Source organism: Virgibacillus sp. (assembly GCF_013393565.1).
In the GTDB taxonomy this organism is placed as follows: Bacteria; Bacillota; Bacilli; order Bacillales; family Amphibacillaceae; genus Virgibacillus; species Virgibacillus dokdonensis.
In genome coordinates, this window is sequence record NZ_JABXHF010000053.1 from 1 (window position 1) to 18598 (window position 18598).

Genomic DNA, 18598 nt, shown 5'->3' on the forward strand with positions numbered 1-18598 from the left:
CGATGTCGGCTCATCGCATCCTGGGGCTGTAGTCGGTCCCAAGGGTTGGGCTGTTCGCCCATTAAAGCGGTACGCGAGCTGGGTTCAGAACGTCGTGAGACAGTTCGGTCCCTATCCGTCGTGGGCGCAGGAGGTTTGAGAGGAGCTGTCCTTAGTACGAGAGGACCGGGATGGACACACCGCTGGTGTACCAGTTGTTCCGCCAGGAGCATAGCTGGGTAGCTACGTGTGGCAGGGATAAGTGCTGAAAGCATCTAAGCATGAAGCCCCCCTCAAGATGAGACTTCCCATCACTATAAGTGAGTAAGATCCCTCAGAGATGATGAGGTTGATAGGTTCGAGGTGGAAGCGTGGTGACACGTGGAGCTGACGAATACTAATCGATCGAGGACTTAACTAACTTTTTTGGTAGATGTACGTTGAATGATCTCTTATTTAGTTTTCAAGGTAACAAGGAAAAAATGACTTTTTTCAACAAAGATCTTGATTTTTTCACAAAAACGATTATAATAAGATTTGTGCCTCTTTGAAGCACAACATAACAGATAGGAACTTTGCCTGGTAGTAATGGCGGAGAGGTCACACCTGTTCCCATGCCGAACACAGTAGTTAAGCTCTCCAGCGCCGATGGTAGTTGGGACTTTGTCCCTGCAAGAGTAGGACGCCGCCAGGCGATTAGCAAAAAAGCTGATTCATCAAAAAGATGGTCAGTTTTTTTATTTTATAAAATAAGAAAGGATAAAAGTTGCTTAAAGATAAGGAAATAACTGATTAGCCACGTCTGGATTCAGCGTCCATGGACTTCACGAATTGCCTTACGATAAGTTATCATCGGTTCATGGCGAGGACATGAATCCTTTATCTCCGTTGATTCGTTCCACTCGCTATGTTGCTAAACGGCGCTTGCGCCAAAGTTATTTCAATATCAACTCTTGTTAGTAAGAGGAGAGATTGTATGCTGAAAAAGTGTAACCGATCCACTCCACTTAAACCAACATATAGCTAGCTTCTTAGATCATACTTCTTGCGGATATTGATTATTATTAGGAAACGCATAGTTCCTACTTCTTCTTGAAATAAGAACAAGTTTAATTTAATTAGGGCTTCATTAAAAATAAACCTCATCTTGTTCACATATATATAAAATAAAAGGCTATATTTATTAACAATTGGGGGATTTAGTATGAAAGAAATAATCAATGAACTATTGGGGGATCATTTTTATGTTATTTTAACTCGTTTACTTATCGCATTATGCCTTTCTGGATTAATCGGGTTTGAAAGGGAGTTAAAAAATCATTCAGCTGGATTTCGCACCCATATTTTAGTAGGCGTTGGCTCTTGTCTAATGATGCTACTTTCTTTATTTGGATTTGAATTTTTTCTAGAGCATTACGAGAATATCCGTTTTGACCCTGCAAGAATACCTTCGTATGTGATAAGTGGAATTGGGTTTTTAGGTGCTGGTACCATCATTGTATATGGTGGCACGATAAGAGGTTTAACGACAGCTGCATCTATTTGGACAGTTGCAGGGTTAGGTCTGGTAGTAGGTGTTGGTATGTATGGGGCAGCAGTAGTAACAACTGCAATAATATTACTCAGCCTTATATTCCTTAATAATTTTGAACGCCTATTTAAAAAAGGAAAAGTTTCCCACGTTATTCAAATCGTTACACTCCCAGACTTGCCCGTAAATGAGGTGGTTGCAGTGTTTGACAACCATTACGTTTCTATTAAAAAAGTAGAAATATCAAAATCAGATAATAATTACCGTAATATTTTTATTAATACAGAAGGAATAACGAATGCAGAACGTCTAACTTTATTTGATGAAATTTCTCGTATTAACCATGTTAGAAATGTTACTGAATTAAAATAAAAAGCATATAATTATAAGGATGTATTTAAAAGTGTTCGTATAAGATGGGAACTCCAGATAGTGGAATACTCATCTTTTTTTACGTTGTAGCAAAGTGTGAATTTTATTCTTAAAATTTTGACGATAAGCCAAGTTGTTGAAATATCGGCGGAAGGTTAGGAACAGGTCAAACTGTTGTTTAAGAAAGGTTAGATAGAGAAAAACAAACAGGGGAATTCCTAATAACGAGGTATAAAAATGGGCGATACTCGTTCGAATGAATTACGTCCGTTTCTTTTATATAAAAAAGGCGTACCTTTCAAAATTCTAAAATGTTTGGCAAAATCTTTTTTACACTATAGGAATGTGTCGGATTTTTTAATATATTATAAGCAAAAATACGGTTTCCGCCATAAGACTTGACGATAAGTCAAGTTTTCTATGGTAATACGGTTTGTCGTAATAAAAAGACTTTTGTCGTGAAATTCCCATTCATAGAAGGTTTTTTTATTATGTGTTTTTTATGAGTTATTTTTGTCTACAATAAACATAGTATTGTATTTGCATCTTCTTTAAATTCCCGTATAATAAAAGTATAGTCAAAGATAGTCAAAGTCAAAACCGTTACTCTATACAAAAGGGGGTGGGCATATGAGTAATATATCAGATATAATTGAAAGTTATTTGAAGCAAATCCTTCAATCAAAAGGGAAGAATGTAATTGAAATTAAACGAAGTGAGATAGCTGACCAATTTCAATGTGTCCCCTCACAAATTAATTATGTAATTAATACACGCTTTACTGCTGAAAAAGGTTATATTGTGGAAAGTAAGCGTGGTGGCGGTGGTTTTATTCGAATTATGCGGGTTATTCACCAAGAAGAGTCCAAGTTGATTGATGAAATTATTGAAATGATTAATCCATCTGTATCTCAGCAAAAAGCAGTCGGTATATTAGAAAGGTTACTTGAAGAAGAGTTAATTACGGAACGCGAGGCTAAGATTATGTTAAGCGCTATTGAAAGAACGACGCTTCCATTCCAATTGCCTTTACGAGATGAAATTCGTGCACGCGTATTAACATCCATGCTTACAACGCTTAAGTATTTAAATAAATAAAGGGGAGTGTGAACATGCAATGCCAAGAATGTCACAAACGTCCTGCAACCCTTCATTTCACACAAGTGATTCAAGGGCAAAAAATGGAGGTTCATGTTTGTAATGTTTGTGCGAAGGATAAAGGGTATATGAACTATTCAGAAGATGGATATTCGCTACATCATTTACTTTCTGGGTTATTTAATTTTGACACCTCCAGCTTGTCAAATCCACACACGGAAAGTTATCATCAGACAAAGGACTTACAATGTCCAAAATGCGAAATGACTTTTTCTCAATTTAAGCAAGTAGGAAAATTTGGCTGTGCTGTTTGTTATGAAACTTTTAACGATCGTTTAGACTCGATATTTCGAAGAGTCCATGCGGGGAATGTAAAGCATAATGGGAAAATCCCTAAACGACAAGGTGGAGATTTGCATAAGAAAAAACAGCTAGAAGATTTAAAACTGCATTTGAAAAAGTTAATTGAGAATGAAGAATTTGAAGAAGCAGCAAAAGTAAGAGATCAAATTAAAGCTTTAAATCAAGATGACGGTCAGGCAGAGGCAGGTGATCAATCATGACATTGCAGCAATTTATGAATGAAGCGATTAGCCCGTGGATGCGGAAAGATGGTCCAGATAGCGATATTGTTTTAAGTAGCCGTATTCGCCTTGCTCGAAATTTTGCTAATATACCTTATCCAATAGCTGCTGATCCAAAAGAGTTAGAGGAAATAAGGAGTTTTTTTCAAGAAAAGTATGAAGGACAAACTTATGGAGTGTATAAAGATTTAGCATTTGTATCCATTCGTGATCTATCCGCTATTGAAAAACGTGTATTAGTCGAAAAACATTTGATTAGTCCGTTGTTAGCAAAGCAATCTGAAGCTGCATCTGTGCTTATTTCTGAAAATGAGCAAGTATCTCTTATGATCAATGAAGAAGACCATATTCGCTTGCAACTTTATTTCCCAGGTTTTCAAATAGCAGAGGCCCTGCAACAAGCATTCGAATTTGATGATTGGCTAGAAGAAAAAATCAATTATGCTTTTGATGAAAAACGAGGTTACTTGACAAGTTGTCCGACGAATGTAGGAACTGGAATGCGTGCTTCTGTTATGATGCATTTGCCCGCGTTAGTTTTAACAAAACAAATCAATCGCATGATACCAGCAATTAACCAGTTAGGTCTCGTTGTACGAGGTATTTATGGCGAAGGTAGTGAAGCGCAAGGAAACATTTTTCAAATATCTAATCAGATTACGCTTGGAAAATCAGAAGAGGATATCGTTGCTGATTTGCAAAGTGTTGTGAAGCAATTAATTGAACAGGAACGTTATGCGAGACACCGGATAATGGAGCAATCGAAAGAAAAGTTGGAAGATCGAATTTTTCGTTCTTATGGTGTATTGGCATATGCAAGAATTTTAGAATCAAAAGAGGCTGCAACATGCTTATCCAATGTAAGGTTAGGTATTGATGTAGGTTTATTGAAAAATGTATCAAGAAATATTTTAAATGAACTAATGATTTTGACTCAACCAGGATTTTTACAGCACTATGCCAAAAAAACATTAGCAGCAAGTGAACGTGACCAATTGCGAGCTTCTCTTATTCGTCAGCGGTTGCAATTAGAGGAATAGATAGGAGGAAACGAATATATGATGTCTGGACGTTTTACCGAAAGAGCACAAAAAGTACTCGCACTCTCCCAAGAGGAGGCTGTAAGATTAGGGCATAATAATATCGGGACAGAACATATTTTACTAGGACTTGTCCGTGAAGGAGAAGGTATTGCTGCAAAAGCATTACAATCACTTGGATTGGAGATTTCCAAAATTCAAGAAGAGGTGGAAAAACTAATTGGCGTAGGGAAACAGCCAATGCAAACAATTCACTATACACCACGTGCGAAAAAAGTGGTAGAACTTTGCCAAGATGAAGCACGTAAGCTTGGGCATTCATATGTTGGCACAGAGCACATACTATTAGGGCTTATCCGAGAAGGAGAGGGCGTTGCTGCTAGAGTTTTAAATAATTTAGGGGTTAGCCTGAACAAAGCTAGACAGCAAGTTTTACAGCTTTTAGGTAGTAATGAATCGCAAGCAAATCGTCAGGGGCGTGCGCAACAATCCAATGCGAATACCCCAACACTTGATTCGTTAGCACGTGATTTAACGGTGAGCGCCAAAGAAGGCAATATTGATCCAGTTATTGGACGTAGTAAGGAAATCGAACGGGTTATTCAAGTGTTAAGTCGCCGTACGAAAAACAACCCTGTATTAATTGGCGAGCCTGGTGTAGGAAAAACAGCGGTTGCAGAAGGGCTTGCACAACAAATTATTCAAAATGAAGTACCAGAAACATTACGAGATAAGCGCGTGATGACGCTAGATATGGGAACGGTTGTGGCAGGAACAAAATATCGTGGTGAGTTCGAAGATCGTTTGAAAAAGGTAATGGAAGAAATTCGTCAAGCTGGTAACATTATCTTATTTATTGATGAATTGCACACTTTAATTGGCGCCGGTGGGGCAGAAGGTGCGATTGATGCGTCAAATATTTTAAAGCCATCACTTGCCCGTGGTGAGTTACAGTGTATTGGTGCTACGACATTAGATGAGTATCGTAAATATATTGAAAAAGATGCAGCGCTTGAGCGCAGATTCCAGCCTATTCAAGTTGATGAACCAACGTTGGAAGAAACGATCCAAATTTTAAAAGGCTTACGTGATCGTTACGAAGCACATCATCGTGTTACGATAACAGATGAAGCAATTGAAGCAGCTGCTAATCTATCGGATCGTTATATAACTGACCGGTTCTTACCAGATAAGGCGATTGATTTAATTGATGAAGCAGGATCGAAGGTGCGTTTAAAATCCTATACTGTACCACCAAACCTGAAGAAATTAGAACATAAGTTGGAAGAGGTTCGTAAGGAAAAGGATGCAGCTGTACAAAGTCAAGAGTTTGAAAAAGCCGCATCGCTTCGTGATTCCGAGCAACGGTTACGTGAAGAAGTAGCTGAGACGAAGACAAAATGGAAAGAAAAGCAAGGACAAACCGATACGGAGGTTACAGTAGAAGACATTGCGAGTGTTGTATCTATCTGGACGGGTGTCCCTGTAGCAAAACTAACGAAGGATGAGAGCGAACGTTTGCTTAACATGGAGGAGATCCTTCACAATCGAGTAATCGGCCAAGAAGAAGCTGTAAATGCCGTTTCTAAAGCAATCCGTAGAGCTCGAGCAGGGTTGAAAGATCCGAAACGCCCAATTGGTTCGTTTATATTTTTAGGACCAACAGGGGTTGGGAAAACGGAATTAGCTCGTGCCTTAGCGGAAGCCATGTTTGCGGATGAGGATGCCATGATTCGAATTGATATGTCGGAGTATATGGAAAAGCATGCTACTTCTCGTTTAGTTGGCTCACCTCCTGGCTATGTAGGATATGAAGAAGGCGGTCAACTAACTGAAAAAGTCCGTAGAAAACCGTATTCCGTTGTGCTTTTAGATGAAGTAGAAAAGGCTCACCCGGAAGTGTTCAATATCTTATTACAAGTTCTTGAAGATGGTCGTTTAACCGACTCCAAAGGTCGCGTGGTCGATTTTCGTAATACGGTATTAATTATGACATCGAATGTTGGTGCGAGCGAATTAAAGCGAAATAAATATGTTGGCTTTAATTTAGGGGAAGAAGACCAGGATTATAAAAATATGAAATCAAAAGTAACGGAAGAGCTAAAAAAAGCATTTCGACCAGAATTTTTAAACCGTATAGATGAAACAATTGTTTTCCATTCCTTAGAGAAAAAACATATGAAGCAGATTGTAACGCTAATGATTCAACAACTGCAAAAACGTTTAAAAGAACAAGATATCGAGTTCTCGCTAACAGATAAGGCAATTGAAAAGATTGCCAATGAAGGTTTCGATCCTGAATATGGAGCAAGACCGCTTCGTCGCTCGATTCAAAAGAATGTAGAGGATTTATTGTCTGAAGAGCTTTTAAAAGGAACAATTGAAAAAGGTCAAAAAGTAAAAATTGGTTTAAACAATAAAGGAGAATTTATTATACTTCCTTAGTCTTATCTATATGATGATAAGTAGTAACGGAAAGCGGCAGCCATGGTCATCGCCATAAAGACTTGTTAATAGCCAAGTTTTTCTGACAAACCAATCCTTTCGTGAGGAGGTAGCTTCACGAAAGGATTGTTTATTTAGAACCAAATTAATGCTTTAAGAAATTTATTTACAAAAAGAAAAGAAGTATTATTCTAAGAAACATATGACCTAATTTGTACTATAGAAAAGTATAAGGTTTTATCGTATAAGAAAAACGAAGGCTTATGCGAAAGATTTGTCGATAAGTAAAGTTGTTGTAATAAGATAGATAGGTTTAGGGAAAACGTCCTGCTATGTTGCAATAATATAGATGATGAGAATCATTCTTTTAACGCCAAAATATGTTAAACTAATAAAAATAAGCAATAGAAAGCATAAAATTTTAAGGCTTATCGTATAAGCAAAATGAATGCTTTCTATATAAAGAATTGGTGAAAAGCAAAGTGTTTTTCTAGTAAGAAACTACGATGACTTGCGTTAGGAAAATCGCGAAAGCACTCGCAGGCGAGTTTTTTATACTATAGGAAAGTATAAATTTTTTAAGGTTTATAGTATAAGCGGATAAAGACTTTGGCGATAGCCAAGTTTTTCGAATAACAAAACGCTGCTTTTAAGTAAATTGAAGCAACAAGAAGTGTCTTTTCGAAAAAAGTGAATCCATTTTTAGCTTTAAGCAGTATGAAATAGGGAAGATTTGTGGCACGACTATGGAATTCCTATTCAAATTGATAGGAACCTGTAACTTTATGGTTGCTAAAATCGTATATAATAGATAAGTGAAGGGGTAGTGATAGGTTGGCGAAGCGTAAAACGAAATTTGTTTGTCAGGATTGTGGGTATGAAGTAGCAAAATGGCTTGGCAAGTGTCCTGGTTGTAATAATTGGAATACGTTTGTAGAAGAGATTGAAATTACTGGTGGGAGACAAAAGCAAGCTTTTCAAACAGGTAATAGGTCAGTAGGAAAGCCTGAAAAAATTACAGCAATTAAATCACAACAAGAACCGAGAGTGACAACAGATATGAAAGAGTTTAACCGTGTGCTCGGCGGCGGCATTGTGCCAGGCTCTCTCGTTCTAGTTGGTGGTGATCCAGGGATTGGAAAGTCTACCCTATTATTACAAATATCATCTCAATTGGCAGATAAAAGTCTGTCTGTTTTATACATTTCCGGGGAAGAATCAACGAGACAGACAAAGTTGCGTGCTGATCGTTTAGGTGTAACTTCCGACGAGTTATATGTGTTAGCAGAAACAAATTTACTTGATATAGCAAATCAAATCGAAGCAATAAAACCATCATTTGTCGTTATTGATTCCATTCAAACGGTCTATCGTGAAGAGATTACTAGTGCACCGGGCAGTGTTTCTCAAGTAAGAGAATGTACATCTGAATTGATGAAAATTGCTAAAACGAATGGAATACCCATCTTTATTGTGGGACACGTGACGAAAGAGGGGACGATTGCTGGCCCAAGGCTTTTAGAGCATATGGTGGACGCTGTGCTATATTTTGAAGGGGAGCGTCATCATACGTACCGCATTTTAAGAGGTGTGAAAAATCGGTTTGGTAGTACGAATGAAATGGGCATCTTTGAGATGAAGGAAGCGGGGCTACGCGAAGTTTTAAATCCTTCAGAAATATTTTTGGAAGAACGTTCACAAGGAGCTTCGGGTTCTACCGTCGTAGCTTCTATGGAGGGAACAAGACCAGTATTGGTAGAGATACAGGCATTAATTTCTCCTACAGCGTTTGGTAACCCTCGTAGAATGGCGACAGGAGTAGATCAGAACCGTGTTCCACTACTGATGGCAGTGTTAGAAAAGCGTGTCGGTTTAATGCTGCAAAACCAAGATGCATATATTAAAGTTGCTGGTGGTGTTAGACTTGATGAACCTGCCATTGACTTAGCAATTGCTGTTAGTATTGCTTCTAGCTTCCGTGATCAACCAACAAAGCCGGAAGATATTTTTATTGGGGAAGTTGGACTGACGGGAGAGATAAGACGGGTATCTCGCATTGAACAACGTGTTCAAGAAGCTGCCAAACTAGGGTTTAAACGCGTTATTTGTCCTAAAAATAATTTGGGGGGTTGGACAACGCCAAATAACATCGAAATTATCGGTGTAAACACGGTGCAAGAAGCATTACAAATCGGGGTAAGTAGATAAGTTTTGTTTTTATTTCATTAGTAAGAAGTATAAATGAAAGTTTGTAGGATAAGGGCGTTTGAAAATGCTTATTTACTCCAACGTTTAAAGGATTGTTCATTACTTGGAAGTTTATAAACTATCATATGGAAATTATTTCATTATAAATATTATTCAAGGATTATTTTTTTTCATCTTAGGCAATAATATAAGTTAGGAGGTGGCATTGCTGATGAAAAAGATTGTGCATTTGTTTTTCATTATTTTAGGAGGAACTATAGGTTATCTTTATGTTCCTTTGTTTTTAGCTTTATTAAATATTGCCGATGCTAATTGGATGTTTTCTCCCTATATAGGAATGGCGATCGGTGCTATTATTTTCTTTCTCATATCATATTGGCTTGTCGATTATATTGTAGGGTTTTTAAAATGGATAGAGGAAGCACTTATTCGTCTACCTGCTGGTGATTTATTTTCAGGGACGTTAGGTTTGATGGCTGGTTTAATTATCGCGTATTTAATCACCATACCTTTGGGAGATCTTAATGTATTAGTTTCACAAGTTCTTCCATTATTTATAACGATTATATTAGGGTATCTAGGTTTTCAAGTCGGTTTTCGCCGTCGTGAAGATATTGTCAATTTATTTAATATGAATCGTAAGGAAAAAGAAAAGCGAAAAATCCCAGAAAGTGATGTAACAAATACAACCATACAACCTAAAGCAAAGATATTGGATACAAGTGTCATTATTGATGGACGGATCGCTGACATTTGCCAAACGAACTTCTTGGAAGGAACGGTTGTTATTCCGCAATTCGTACTTGGCGAGCTGCAACATATTGCTGATTCATCTGATGTATTAAAGAGAAACCGTGGACGTAGAGGTTTAGACGTGTTAAATCGGATCCAGAAAGATTTACCTGTAAAAGTGGAAATCTATGAAGGGGACTTCGAAGATATTCATGAGGTGGATAGCAAATTAATCAAATTGGCTAAAGTAATTGATGGTATCGTTGTAACCAATGATTTTAACTTGAATAAAGTTTGTGACTTGCAAAGTGTGTCTGTATTAAACATTAATGATTTGGCGAATGCTGTGAAGCCTGTTGTCCTGCCTGGGGAAGAATTAACCGTACATGTTATAAAAGATGGGAAAGAACATAATCAAGGGGTCGCTTACCTTGATGATGGAACCATGATTGTTGTGGAAGAAGGTAGAGACTATATCGGCAAAACAATCGAAGTGCTAATTACGAGTGTCTTGCAAACGTCTGCTGGACGAATGATATTTGCAAAACCAAAATTACTTGAAAAAGCACTGTAAAAAGGTATAACATATAAAGGATGAACAAAAGTGATAACAATGGTTGTTATCACTTTTGTTATACGAGCAAGAACCGTATAATTTAATATAGAATTTAAAAGCAAGGCGCTGTCATACAAAAAATCTCCTGTATCACATTTTAAGTCTCTAAAACATAGGAGTATGATTCATTTTATTTTAGGAAAGTATACAGTTTTAAGGTTTATAGAATAAGAAAAACAACGGCGTTATTCCGCCATAAAGAGTTGGCGGTAAGCTAAATTTATCTAATTCATGTTTGATTGTAGAAAGGGGAAGAGCCATGACAAATCAGGTTCGAGTACGTTATGCACCAAGTCCAACAGGTCATTTGCATATCGGAAACGCACGTACAGCATTATTTAATTACTTATATGCAAAACATTTCAATGGAAAAATGATTATTCGCATTGAAGACACAGACGAGAAACGAAACGTAGCAGGTGGCGAAGAAAGCCAGCTAAAGTTTTTAAAATGGTTAGGTGTTGAATGGGATGAAGGCGCTGATGTAGGTGGCGATTACGGTCCGTACCGTCAGATGGAGCGTCTTGATATTTATCAAAAATATGTGGACGAGCTGTTAGAAAGAGGCTTGGCATACAAATGCTATATGACAGAGGAGGAGCTTGAAGCGGAAAGAGAGCAACAGCGCGCTAACGGCCAAGTTCCAAAATATTCTGGCGCCCATCGTGATTTAACGGAAGCACAAATCGCAGCCTTTGAAGAGGAGGGGCGTTTACCAAGCATCCGTATGCGAGTTCCTGAAAATAAGACATATACATTTAATGATATTGTAAGAGGCGATATTACATTTGAATCTAGTGATTTTGGTGATTGGGTTATTGTAAAGAAAAACGGTATTCCGACGTATAACTTTGCCGTAGCTATTGATGACCATCTAATGGAAATTACGCACGTATTACGAGGAGAAGAACATATTTCCAATACTCCAAAACAAATGATGATATATGATGCATTTGGTTGGCAGCCGCCAAAATTTGGCCATATGACACTGATTCTTAACGAAGAACGGAAAAAATTAAGCAAGCGTGACCAGCATATTATTCAATTCATTGAACAGTACCATGACTTAGGCTATTTGCCAGAAGCTTTGTTTAATTTTATTACGTTACTAGGTTGGTCTCCGGTTGGGGAAGAGGAAATTTTTGATAAGCCAACTTTAATTGATATCTTTGATCCAAATCGCTTATCTACGTCTGCAGCTATCTTTGACCGTCATAAATTGAAGTGGATGAATAATGCGTATATAAAAGCGACAGACCTTTCAGAAGTGATTGACTTGGCACTACCACATTTAGTAAAGGCTGAAAAGCTGCCGAACGATATGGATGAAGAGACAAGGGAATGGGTTAAGAAGGTTATTGCATTATACAAAGAGCAATTGCGTTATGGTGCAGAAATTGTAGAATTAACGGAGATGTTTTTCTCTAAAGAGCTCAGCTTTGATGACGCTGCTTGGGAAGTTCTTGAAGGAGAGCAAGTTCCAGAGGTATTACAAGTCTTCACAGATAAGCTCCTTCATTTGGATGATTTTACAGCCGATTCTATTAAAGCTCAGATTAAAGCAACACAAAAAGAAACGGGGCATCGAGGTAAGAAACTATTTATGCCGATCCGTGTAGCTACTACGGGACAAACTCATGGACCAGAATTACCGATGGCAATTGAACTACTAGGAAAAGATACCGTCATTAGCCATTTAGACGCTGTATTAAAGAAACTTAAAGCGTAATGATTCACAACTTACGTAAAATGTAATATAGTAATATTACATAAATAAGGAACGATGACGAGGGAAAGTAAAAAGCAATAAACTAACACAGAGAGAATCACCTTGGCTGGAAGTGGTTTTTAGGATTGCTTTTGAAGTGCTCCTCTGAAGTCCGTTGTGGAATAGTAGTACATAACGGCGGCGCTTACCGTTATAAGTTTAAGTTGGAAGGAATTTATTTATCCTTCAAACAGAGTGGAACCGCGCATGAAAGCGTCTCTGAGTATGCATACCCAGAGACGCTTTTTTAGTGGTTCATTGTTATCAAATCCTTTGCTATACACCGTGAATGTAAACCGCAAACAATGATACTTGTATTTAGCACGAAAGCTTGCATGAATGGAGCTACTATTGTTAATGAAAATAGATGTCTAACAAGGAGATTTTGCAGAAAAAGCTTTACGGCTAAGAATGAAGCTAAATATAATAGATAGGTTTTACATCCTTTATGTATTACATTAATCATGGGGAAGGAGGCTGGAGGATGGGCATTTGGAAACGAATGAAAGATGATATGGATGCTGTATTCGAGCAGGACCCAGCTGCACGCTCTTATTTTGAAGTTTTTTTAACGTATTCAGGTCTTCATGCTGTTTGGTCGCACCGTATTGCCCACGCGTTATATAAGCGTAAAATGTTTTTTATTGCCCGTGTCATCTCACAAATGAACCGTTTCTTTACTGGAATTGAAATTCACCCAGGTGCGATAATTGGTAGACGTTTATTTATTGACCATGGAATGGGAGTTGTTATTGGTGAAACATGCGAAATTGGCAATAATGTAACGATTTTTCAAGGGGTAACGTTAGGTGGTACTGGAAAAGAAAAGGGAAAGCGGCATCCGACGATAAAAGATAATGCGCTGATTGCAACAGGAGCCAAAGTGCTTGGATCCATAACAATTGGGGAAAGCGCAAAAGTAGGTGGCGGGTCTGTTGTTTTAAAGGATGTGCCCGATAATGCTACCGTAGTCGGTATCCCGGGCAAAATTGTAAAGCACCGCGGAGAAAAGGTTACTAAAGACTTAAATCATCACAAACTACCTGATCCAGTAGCAAATCGATGTGAATATTTACAGCAGGAAATTGATGCATTAAAGGAAGAAATAGCTAAATTAAAGGAAGGGAAAAAACACGATGTCCATTAAAATATACAATACGTTAACACGTAAAAAAGAAGTGTTTAAACCAATAGAACAGGGCAAAGTGAGCATGTATGTTTGCGGACCGACTGTATATAACTATATTCATATTGGTAATGCAAGACCTGCAATTGTCTTTGATACAGTGAGACGTTATTTAGAGTACAAGGGTTTTGAAGTAGATTATGTGCTCAATTTTACGGATGTGGACGATAAGTTAATTAAAGTTGCCAATGAGCTCGGTAAGGAAGTGCCAGAGGTAGCTAACCGGTTTATTTCCGCTTATTTAGAAGATGTTGGTGCTTTAGGGGTAAAAGAAGCTACACATAACCCTCGAGTAACAGAAACAATGGCTGATATTATCGCCTTTATTGAGAAGCTTATTGAAACAGGTGTTGCTTATGAAGTGCAAGGTGATGTCTATTTTAAACCTCGGGAGTTTAAAGGATATGGAAAGTTATCTCATCAATCTGTCGATGAGCTAAGGTCTGGAGCTCGAATTCAAGTTGGTGAGAAGAAAACAGATCCACTTGACTTTGCTTTATGGAAAAAGGCAAAGGATGGAGAGATTGCTTGGGATTCGCCGTGGGGAAAAGGGCGCCCCGGATGGCATATTGAGTGCTCTGCCATGGTAAAAAAATACCTTGGCGAGACAATTGATATTCATGCAGGAGGGCAAGACCTTGCTTTTCCACACCATGAGAACGAAATAGCGCAATCGGAAGCTCTGACGGGAAAAACATTTGCTAACTATTGGATGCATAATGGTTATATCAACATTGATAATGAAAAAATGTCCAAATCACTAGGAAACTTTTTATTAGCTCGCGATTTAATCCAACAGTATGATCCACAAATCATTCGTTTCTTTATGCTTAGTGTCCATTATCGTCACCCGATTAACTTTTCTGAGGAGTTATTACAGAGTGCAGAAAACAGTTTAGAGCGAATAAAAACAGCTTATTTTAATTTAGAGCACCGCAAACCTTCTAGCATGGATCTTGTAGATCATAAAGAGGATTGGTTGCAAAAGCTAGCGCAATGGAAGCAGCAATTTGAGGCGGAGATGGATGATGACTTTCATACTGCCAATGCAATTTCAGTTCTTTTTGAAGTAGCGAAAGAAGCGAATGTCTACTTGCAACAAAAACAGACATCAAGCGAGGTAATTGCAGCTTTCCAACAAGTCATACGCTCTTTCTTAAAGGTTCTTGGAATTGAATTAGAGGTGGAACAGGAGCTACTAGATGCAGAGATTGAGGCATTAATTGAAGAACGTAATACCGCAAGAAAAGCTCGTGATTTCGCTCGTGCTGATGAAATTAGAGATATGCTAAAAGAAAAAAATATCATTTTAGAAGATACGCCTCAAGGAGTACGATGGAAAAGAGGATAACCATGGAGCAAGATGTAAAACAATTGAAAAGCCTTGCCCTTGCCTATATGGGAGATGCTGTCTATGAATTGTATGTAAGAGAGCACCTCCTTCAACAAGGTCAAGTAAAACCACAGCAATTACATCAACAAGCAATCCGTTATGTGTCAGGAAAAGCGCAAGCAACTGTTGTTCGCCACTGGCTAAAGGTGGACAAGTTAACCGCAGAAGAAGTACGGGTAGTGACAAGAGGAAGAAATGCAAAGTCAGGCTCTATTCCCAAAAACATACGCGTTCAAACATATCGCTACAGTACAGCCTTCGAAGCATTAATCGGTTATCTTTATTTAGGAAATGATAAAGAACGGTTAGAACAACTTATTGAAGAAGCGATTCAGTTAACAGAAAGGAGTGGAACCGAATATGGATCAGGAGCTGATAATTGGTAAAAATCCTGTTATAGAAGCGATGAAGTCGGGGAGGTCGATAAATAAAGTGTTTGTATCCGAACAGTTAAACTCTTCCGTACAAGCAAAGTTTTTTCAATTAGGGAAAACGGCACATACTGTCGTTCAAAAAGTTCCCAAACATAAATTAGATCAGTTAGCTAAAGGAGGAAGCCATCAAGGGGTGGTCGCATATGTCGCATCGTATACATATGCAACGCTAGATGATCTATTTCACCAAGCTGAAAAACGAAATGAAGCAGCATTCTTTTTGATTTTAGATGAATTAGAAGACCCGCATAATTTAGGTTCTATTTTACGGACGGCAGATGCTGTAGGGGCACACGGCGTCATTATTCCAAAGCGTCGTTCCGTAGGTTTAACTGCAACTGTAGCCAAAACAGCAGCTGGGGCAATAGAGCATGTACCGGTTGTTCGCGTAACGAATATTGCTAATACTATTGAAGCATTGAAGGAACGTAATATTTGGGTGGTTGGTACAGAAGCGGATGCATCAGAGGATTATCGGCAATTAGAAGGTACGCTGCCGCTCGCTATTGTAGTGGGAAACGAAGGGAAAGGGATGAGCCGTCTAGTAAAGAAAAAATGTGATTGGACAGTAAGCTTACCCATGAAGGGGAAGGTATCCTCTCTTAACGCTTCCGTTGCTTGTAGCCTTTTATTATATGAGGTGTATCGGAAAAGGAAACCTTATGGTGAATAAGCGATGATTGTTGTCATTGTAGATGGATATAACATCATTGGAGCATGGGATGAACTTCAGCGGTTAAAAGAAAAAGATATTGGGCAAGCCCGAGATCGTTTAATCGAATGGATGGCTGAATACCAAGCGTATTCAGGTTTTCGTGTCATTGTTGTATTTGATGCTTATTATGTACACGGGGTAGAGACAAAAACAACTGCGTATAATGTAGAAGTTATTTATACAAAAGAAAAAGAAACAGCCGATGAATGTATTGAAAAATTAGTAAAAGAGGTAAAAGATATCCGTACGCAAGTATACGTAGCAACATCTGATTTTGCAGAGCAACGAACAATTTTTGGAAGTGGAGCTTTAAGGAAATCTGCTCGAGAGCTATGGATAGAAACGAATAATATACAACAGAACATTGAAAAGACGATAGAAAAGCATTATAAGAAACAAGCAAATTCAAAAATTACATTAGATCCGAAAACGTTAGAGACTTTTGAAAAATGGAGAAGAGGGAAGATGTAGTACTACAAACACTCTCACTTCTCTAATATTGACGACTTTAAAGCGCTTCCTGTATAATAAGCTTTAAATGGACTGCGTGTAGTCGGGGGGGCATCTTGGTGAATGTCAATCAAATAGAGATGGGCGATCAACGCTTAAATAAGCTGGACGATGAGAGTATTGTGCAGCTTATTCATCAGGGGAACAGTCACGCTTTAAATTATTTGATACACAAGTATCGTAATTTTGTACGTGCAAAAGCACGGACGTATTTTTTAATTGGCGCGGATAAAGAGGACATTGTCCAAGAAGGAATGATCGGTTTATATAAGGCTATTCGCGATTATGATGGAAAAAAGCTATCCTCATTTAAAGCTTTTGCTGAATTATGTGTAACAAGGCAAATCATTACAGCGATTAAGACAGCGACAAGACAAAAACACATTCCGCTAAATTCGTATGTGTCTTTGGACAAGCCGATTTATGATGAAGAGACAGATCGCACTTTATTAGATGTCATCGCAGGATCAAAAGATATTGATCCACAAGAACTGCTTGTGAACCAGGAAAAATATGGAGACGTAGAAGCGAAATTATCAGAATTGTTGAGCGGATTAGAGAAGAAAGTACTGCAACTTTATTTAGATGGAAGGACGTACCATGAAATATCAGTTGCACTTAATCGTCATGTTAAGTCGATCGATAATGCACTACAACGAGTAAAGCGTAAATTGGAGCAGTTAATTGCGGAGGCGGAAATTACTTCATAGGGAGGATTGACACATTTTTGCAACCATGCTAGAGTAAAATAGTATTAGAAACTCTCCGCTCGAGGTGAGGGAATGAATAAGAAAATCACTTTAGCGTGTGCAGTTTGTGCTAGTAGAAATTATACAACGAATAAAAATGTATCCACACAACCTGTACGGCTTGAAGTAAATAAGTATTGTAAACATTGTGGTAAACATACATTGCATCGGGAAACAAAATAAATTTTCGCGATGTAATGTGCGAAATAAATAGCATGACTATAACAAAGTCGTCATTTTCAGGTGTAGGGGGTACAAGCATGTTTCGTTTTTTAAAAAACGTTTCAAGAGAAATGAAGAAAGTTAGCTGGCCGAATCGCAAAGAGTTAACTAGCTATACCATAACGGTTATTACAACGGTTGCTTTTATAGCGTTATTCTTCTTTTTAATTGACCTTGGAATCACGCAAATTTTAAACTTACTTTGATTTTCCTAATGATTGAATATTTGTGTCGGTTTTATGCTATAATGATAAGGAACTAAATAATGAGTTTTTGTGGAACCCGGTATCAATCGGGTTTTTTAGGTTGGAGCAAAAAAGTTTAACCACATATAGTCTATTTGTGATATGGATTTAAAACGTTGCATGTTTGGTGCATGTAAAAAATGAAATAAACTGAAATGAAGTTTAGTACAAAAAGGGAGGGAAGGACAAGAACTGTTGTCCAAATAAATGGAAAAAAATTGGTATGTCGTACATACGTATTCTGGTTATGAAAATAAAGTGAAAACGAACTTAGAAAAGCGTGTGGAGTCCATGGGGATGGAAGATAAAATTTTTCGCGTTATTGTTCCGGAGGATGAAGAGACAGAAATAAAAAATGGCAAGAAAAAGGTAACGAAGAAGAAATTCTTCCCAGGATACGTACTCACAGAGATGATTATGACAGATGATTCATGGTATGTCGTTCGAAATACTCCTGGAGTAACAGGGTTTATCGGATCAAGTGGTGGTGGAACGAAGCCAACGCCGCTATTGCCAGAAGAAGTAGAAACAGTATTAAAACGTATGGGTGTTGCGGAAAATCCTGTACAATTTAATTTTGAAATTAAAGAGAATGTTCGTGTGACGGATGGTCCGTTTACTGATTTCACGGGTACTGTTGAAAATATAGACACAGATAAGCAAAAGGTAAAAGTTCACGTAAACATGTTCGGAAGAGAAACACCTGTAGAATTAGATTTCTCACAAATAGAAAAGCTCGATTAGAGCATTTGTCGTTATAAAATTGGAGTG

Annotated in this window: 17 protein-coding genes, 2 rRNA genes and 1 other annotated feature; all 19 genes read left to right on the forward strand. The window is 38.0% G+C overall.

Features of this window, described 5'->3' with window-relative positions; translation table 11 throughout:
- Nucleotides 1-400 (forward strand): 23S ribosomal RNA (locus HLX49_RS11865); the annotation flags it as partial.
- A 157-nt stretch (nt 401-557) separates the two neighbouring features.
- Nucleotides 558-673: ribosomal RNA gene (gene rrf / locus HLX49_RS11870) — 5S ribosomal RNA — on the forward strand.
- Between the two features lie 510 nt (nt 674-1183).
- A complete protein-coding gene (locus tag HLX49_RS11875) occupies nt 1184-1882 on the forward strand; it encodes an MgtC/SapB family protein (RefSeq protein WP_077706795.1) in 699 nt (232 codons plus the stop codon).
- A 630-nt stretch (nt 1883-2512) separates the two neighbouring features.
- A complete protein-coding gene (locus HLX49_RS11880; protein WP_073012498.1) occupies nt 2513-2980 on the forward strand; it encodes a CtsR family transcriptional regulator in 468 nt (155 codons plus the stop codon).
- 14 nt (nt 2981-2994) lie between these two features.
- Nucleotides 2995-3543: a protein-arginine kinase activator protein McsA gene (gene mcsA, locus HLX49_RS11885; RefSeq protein ID WP_077706793.1), complete on the forward strand. Its 549-nt coding sequence runs from the start codon at nt 2995-2997 to the stop codon at nt 3541-3543.
- Complete coding sequence (gene mcsB / locus HLX49_RS11890; RefSeq protein ID WP_077706792.1) at nt 3540-4604, forward strand: protein-arginine kinase McsB; 1065 nt, start codon at nt 3540-3542, stop codon at nt 4602-4604. Before mcsA ends, mcsB begins: the two co-directional genes overlap by 4 nt.
- 18 nt (nt 4605-4622) lie before the next feature.
- Complete coding sequence (clpC, locus tag HLX49_RS11895; RefSeq protein WP_296362113.1) at nt 4623-7049, forward strand: ATP-dependent protease ATP-binding subunit ClpC; 2427 nt, start codon at nt 4623-4625, stop codon at nt 7047-7049.
- Nucleotides 7050-7883: 834 nt separating this feature from the next.
- Entirely contained in the window at nt 7884-9257 is a 1374-nt protein-coding gene (gene radA / locus HLX49_RS11900; protein ID WP_101933047.1) for a DNA repair protein RadA, read from the forward strand.
- Nucleotides 9258-9465: 208 nt separating this feature from the next.
- Nucleotides 9466-10563, forward strand: coding sequence for a PIN/TRAM domain-containing protein (locus HLX49_RS11905; protein WP_073012680.1), 1098 nt, complete (start codon nt 9466-9468; stop codon nt 10561-10563).
- Nucleotides 10564-10864: 301 nt separating this feature from the next.
- The gene (gene gltX / locus HLX49_RS11910) at nt 10865-12334 is read left to right on the forward strand and encodes a glutamate--tRNA ligase (RefSeq protein WP_296362114.1); all 1470 of its coding nucleotides are present in this window, start codon (nt 10865-10867) and stop codon (nt 12332-12334) included.
- Nucleotides 12335-12379: 45 nt separating this feature from the next.
- Nucleotides 12380-12597: a binding site (T-box leader), on the forward strand.
- Between the two features lie 260 nt (nt 12598-12857).
- Nucleotides 12858-13520: a serine O-acetyltransferase gene (gene cysE, locus HLX49_RS11915; protein ID WP_077706788.1), complete on the forward strand. Its 663-nt coding sequence runs from the start codon at nt 12858-12860 to the stop codon at nt 13518-13520.
- Nucleotides 13510-14910, forward strand: a complete 1401-nt coding sequence (gene cysS / locus HLX49_RS11920) for a cysteine--tRNA ligase (protein WP_296362115.1) — start codon at nt 13510-13512, stop codon at nt 14908-14910. Before cysE ends, cysS begins: the two co-directional genes overlap by 11 nt.
- Before the next feature lie 2 nt (nt 14911-14912).
- Nucleotides 14913-15338, forward strand: a complete 426-nt coding sequence (locus HLX49_RS11925) for a Mini-ribonuclease 3 (protein ID WP_101933045.1) — start codon at nt 14913-14915, stop codon at nt 15336-15338.
- Entirely contained in the window at nt 15313-16059 is a 747-nt protein-coding gene (gene rlmB, locus HLX49_RS11930) for a 23S rRNA (guanosine(2251)-2'-O)-methyltransferase RlmB (protein ID WP_296362116.1), read from the forward strand. Before HLX49_RS11925 ends, rlmB begins: the two co-directional genes overlap by 26 nt.
- A gap of 3 nt (nt 16060-16062) precedes the next feature.
- Nucleotides 16063-16572: an NYN domain-containing protein gene (locus HLX49_RS11935; RefSeq protein WP_077706785.1), complete on the forward strand. Its 510-nt coding sequence runs from the start codon at nt 16063-16065 to the stop codon at nt 16570-16572.
- A gap of 119 nt (nt 16573-16691) precedes the next feature.
- Nucleotides 16692-17321 carry an RNA polymerase sporulation sigma factor SigH gene (gene sigH, locus HLX49_RS11940; protein WP_101934222.1) on the forward strand — a complete coding sequence of 210 codons (630 nt, stop codon included), beginning with the start codon at nt 16692-16694 and terminating at the stop codon, nt 17319-17321.
- A gap of 72 nt (nt 17322-17393) precedes the next feature.
- A complete protein-coding gene (rpmG, locus tag HLX49_RS11945) occupies nt 17394-17543 on the forward strand; it encodes a 50S ribosomal protein L33 (RefSeq protein ID WP_073012526.1) in 150 nt (49 codons plus the stop codon).
- Between the two features lie 77 nt (nt 17544-17620).
- Nucleotides 17621-17788 carry a preprotein translocase subunit SecE gene (gene secE, locus HLX49_RS11950; RefSeq protein WP_077706783.1) on the forward strand — a complete coding sequence of 56 codons (168 nt, stop codon included), beginning with the start codon at nt 17621-17623 and terminating at the stop codon, nt 17786-17788.
- 246 nt (nt 17789-18034) lie between these two features.
- Nucleotides 18035-18571, forward strand: coding sequence for a transcription termination/antitermination protein NusG (nusG, locus tag HLX49_RS11955; RefSeq protein WP_296362118.1), 537 nt, complete (start codon nt 18035-18037; stop codon nt 18569-18571).
- Nucleotides 18572-18598 lie beyond the last annotated feature (27 nt).

What these genes read in the sequence shown, in the direction of transcription:
- HLX49_RS11875 (WP_077706795.1), top strand. Translation starts at nt 1,184, where the DNA reads ATGAAAGAAATAATCAATGAACTATTGGGGGATCATTTTTATGTTATT.
- HLX49_RS11880 (WP_073012498.1), top strand. Translation starts at nt 2,513, where the DNA reads ATGAGTAATATATCAGATATAATTGAAAGTTATTTGAAGCAAATCCTT.
- mcsA (WP_077706793.1), top strand. Translation starts at nt 2,995, where the DNA reads ATGCAATGCCAAGAATGTCACAAACGTCCTGCAACCCTTCATTTCACA.
- mcsB (WP_077706792.1), top strand. Translation starts at nt 3,540, where the DNA reads ATGACATTGCAGCAATTTATGAATGAAGCGATTAGCCCGTGGATGCGG.
- clpC (WP_296362113.1), top strand. Translation starts at nt 4,623, where the DNA reads ATGATGTCTGGACGTTTTACCGAAAGAGCACAAAAAGTACTCGCACTC.
- gltX (WP_296362114.1), top strand. Translation starts at nt 10,865, where the DNA reads ATGACAAATCAGGTTCGAGTACGTTATGCACCAAGTCCAACAGGTCAT.
- cysE (WP_077706788.1), top strand. Translation starts at nt 12,858, where the DNA reads ATGGGCATTTGGAAACGAATGAAAGATGATATGGATGCTGTATTCGAG.
- cysS (WP_296362115.1), top strand. Translation starts at nt 13,510, where the DNA reads ATGTCCATTAAAATATACAATACGTTAACACGTAAAAAAGAAGTGTTT.
- HLX49_RS11925 (WP_101933045.1), top strand. Translation starts at nt 14,913, where the DNA reads ATGGAGCAAGATGTAAAACAATTGAAAAGCCTTGCCCTTGCCTATATG.
- rlmB (WP_296362116.1), top strand. Translation starts at nt 15,313, where the DNA reads ATGGATCAGGAGCTGATAATTGGTAAAAATCCTGTTATAGAAGCGATG.
- HLX49_RS11935 (WP_077706785.1), top strand. Translation starts at nt 16,063, where the DNA reads ATGATTGTTGTCATTGTAGATGGATATAACATCATTGGAGCATGGGAT.
- sigH (WP_101934222.1), top strand. Translation starts at nt 16,692, where the DNA reads ATGGGCGATCAACGCTTAAATAAGCTGGACGATGAGAGTATTGTGCAG.
- rpmG (WP_073012526.1), top strand. Translation starts at nt 17,394, where the DNA reads ATGAATAAGAAAATCACTTTAGCGTGTGCAGTTTGTGCTAGTAGAAAT.
- secE (WP_077706783.1), top strand. Translation starts at nt 17,621, where the DNA reads ATGTTTCGTTTTTTAAAAAACGTTTCAAGAGAAATGAAGAAAGTTAGC.
- nusG (WP_296362118.1), top strand. Translation starts at nt 18,035, where the DNA reads ATGGAAAAAAATTGGTATGTCGTACATACGTATTCTGGTTATGAAAAT.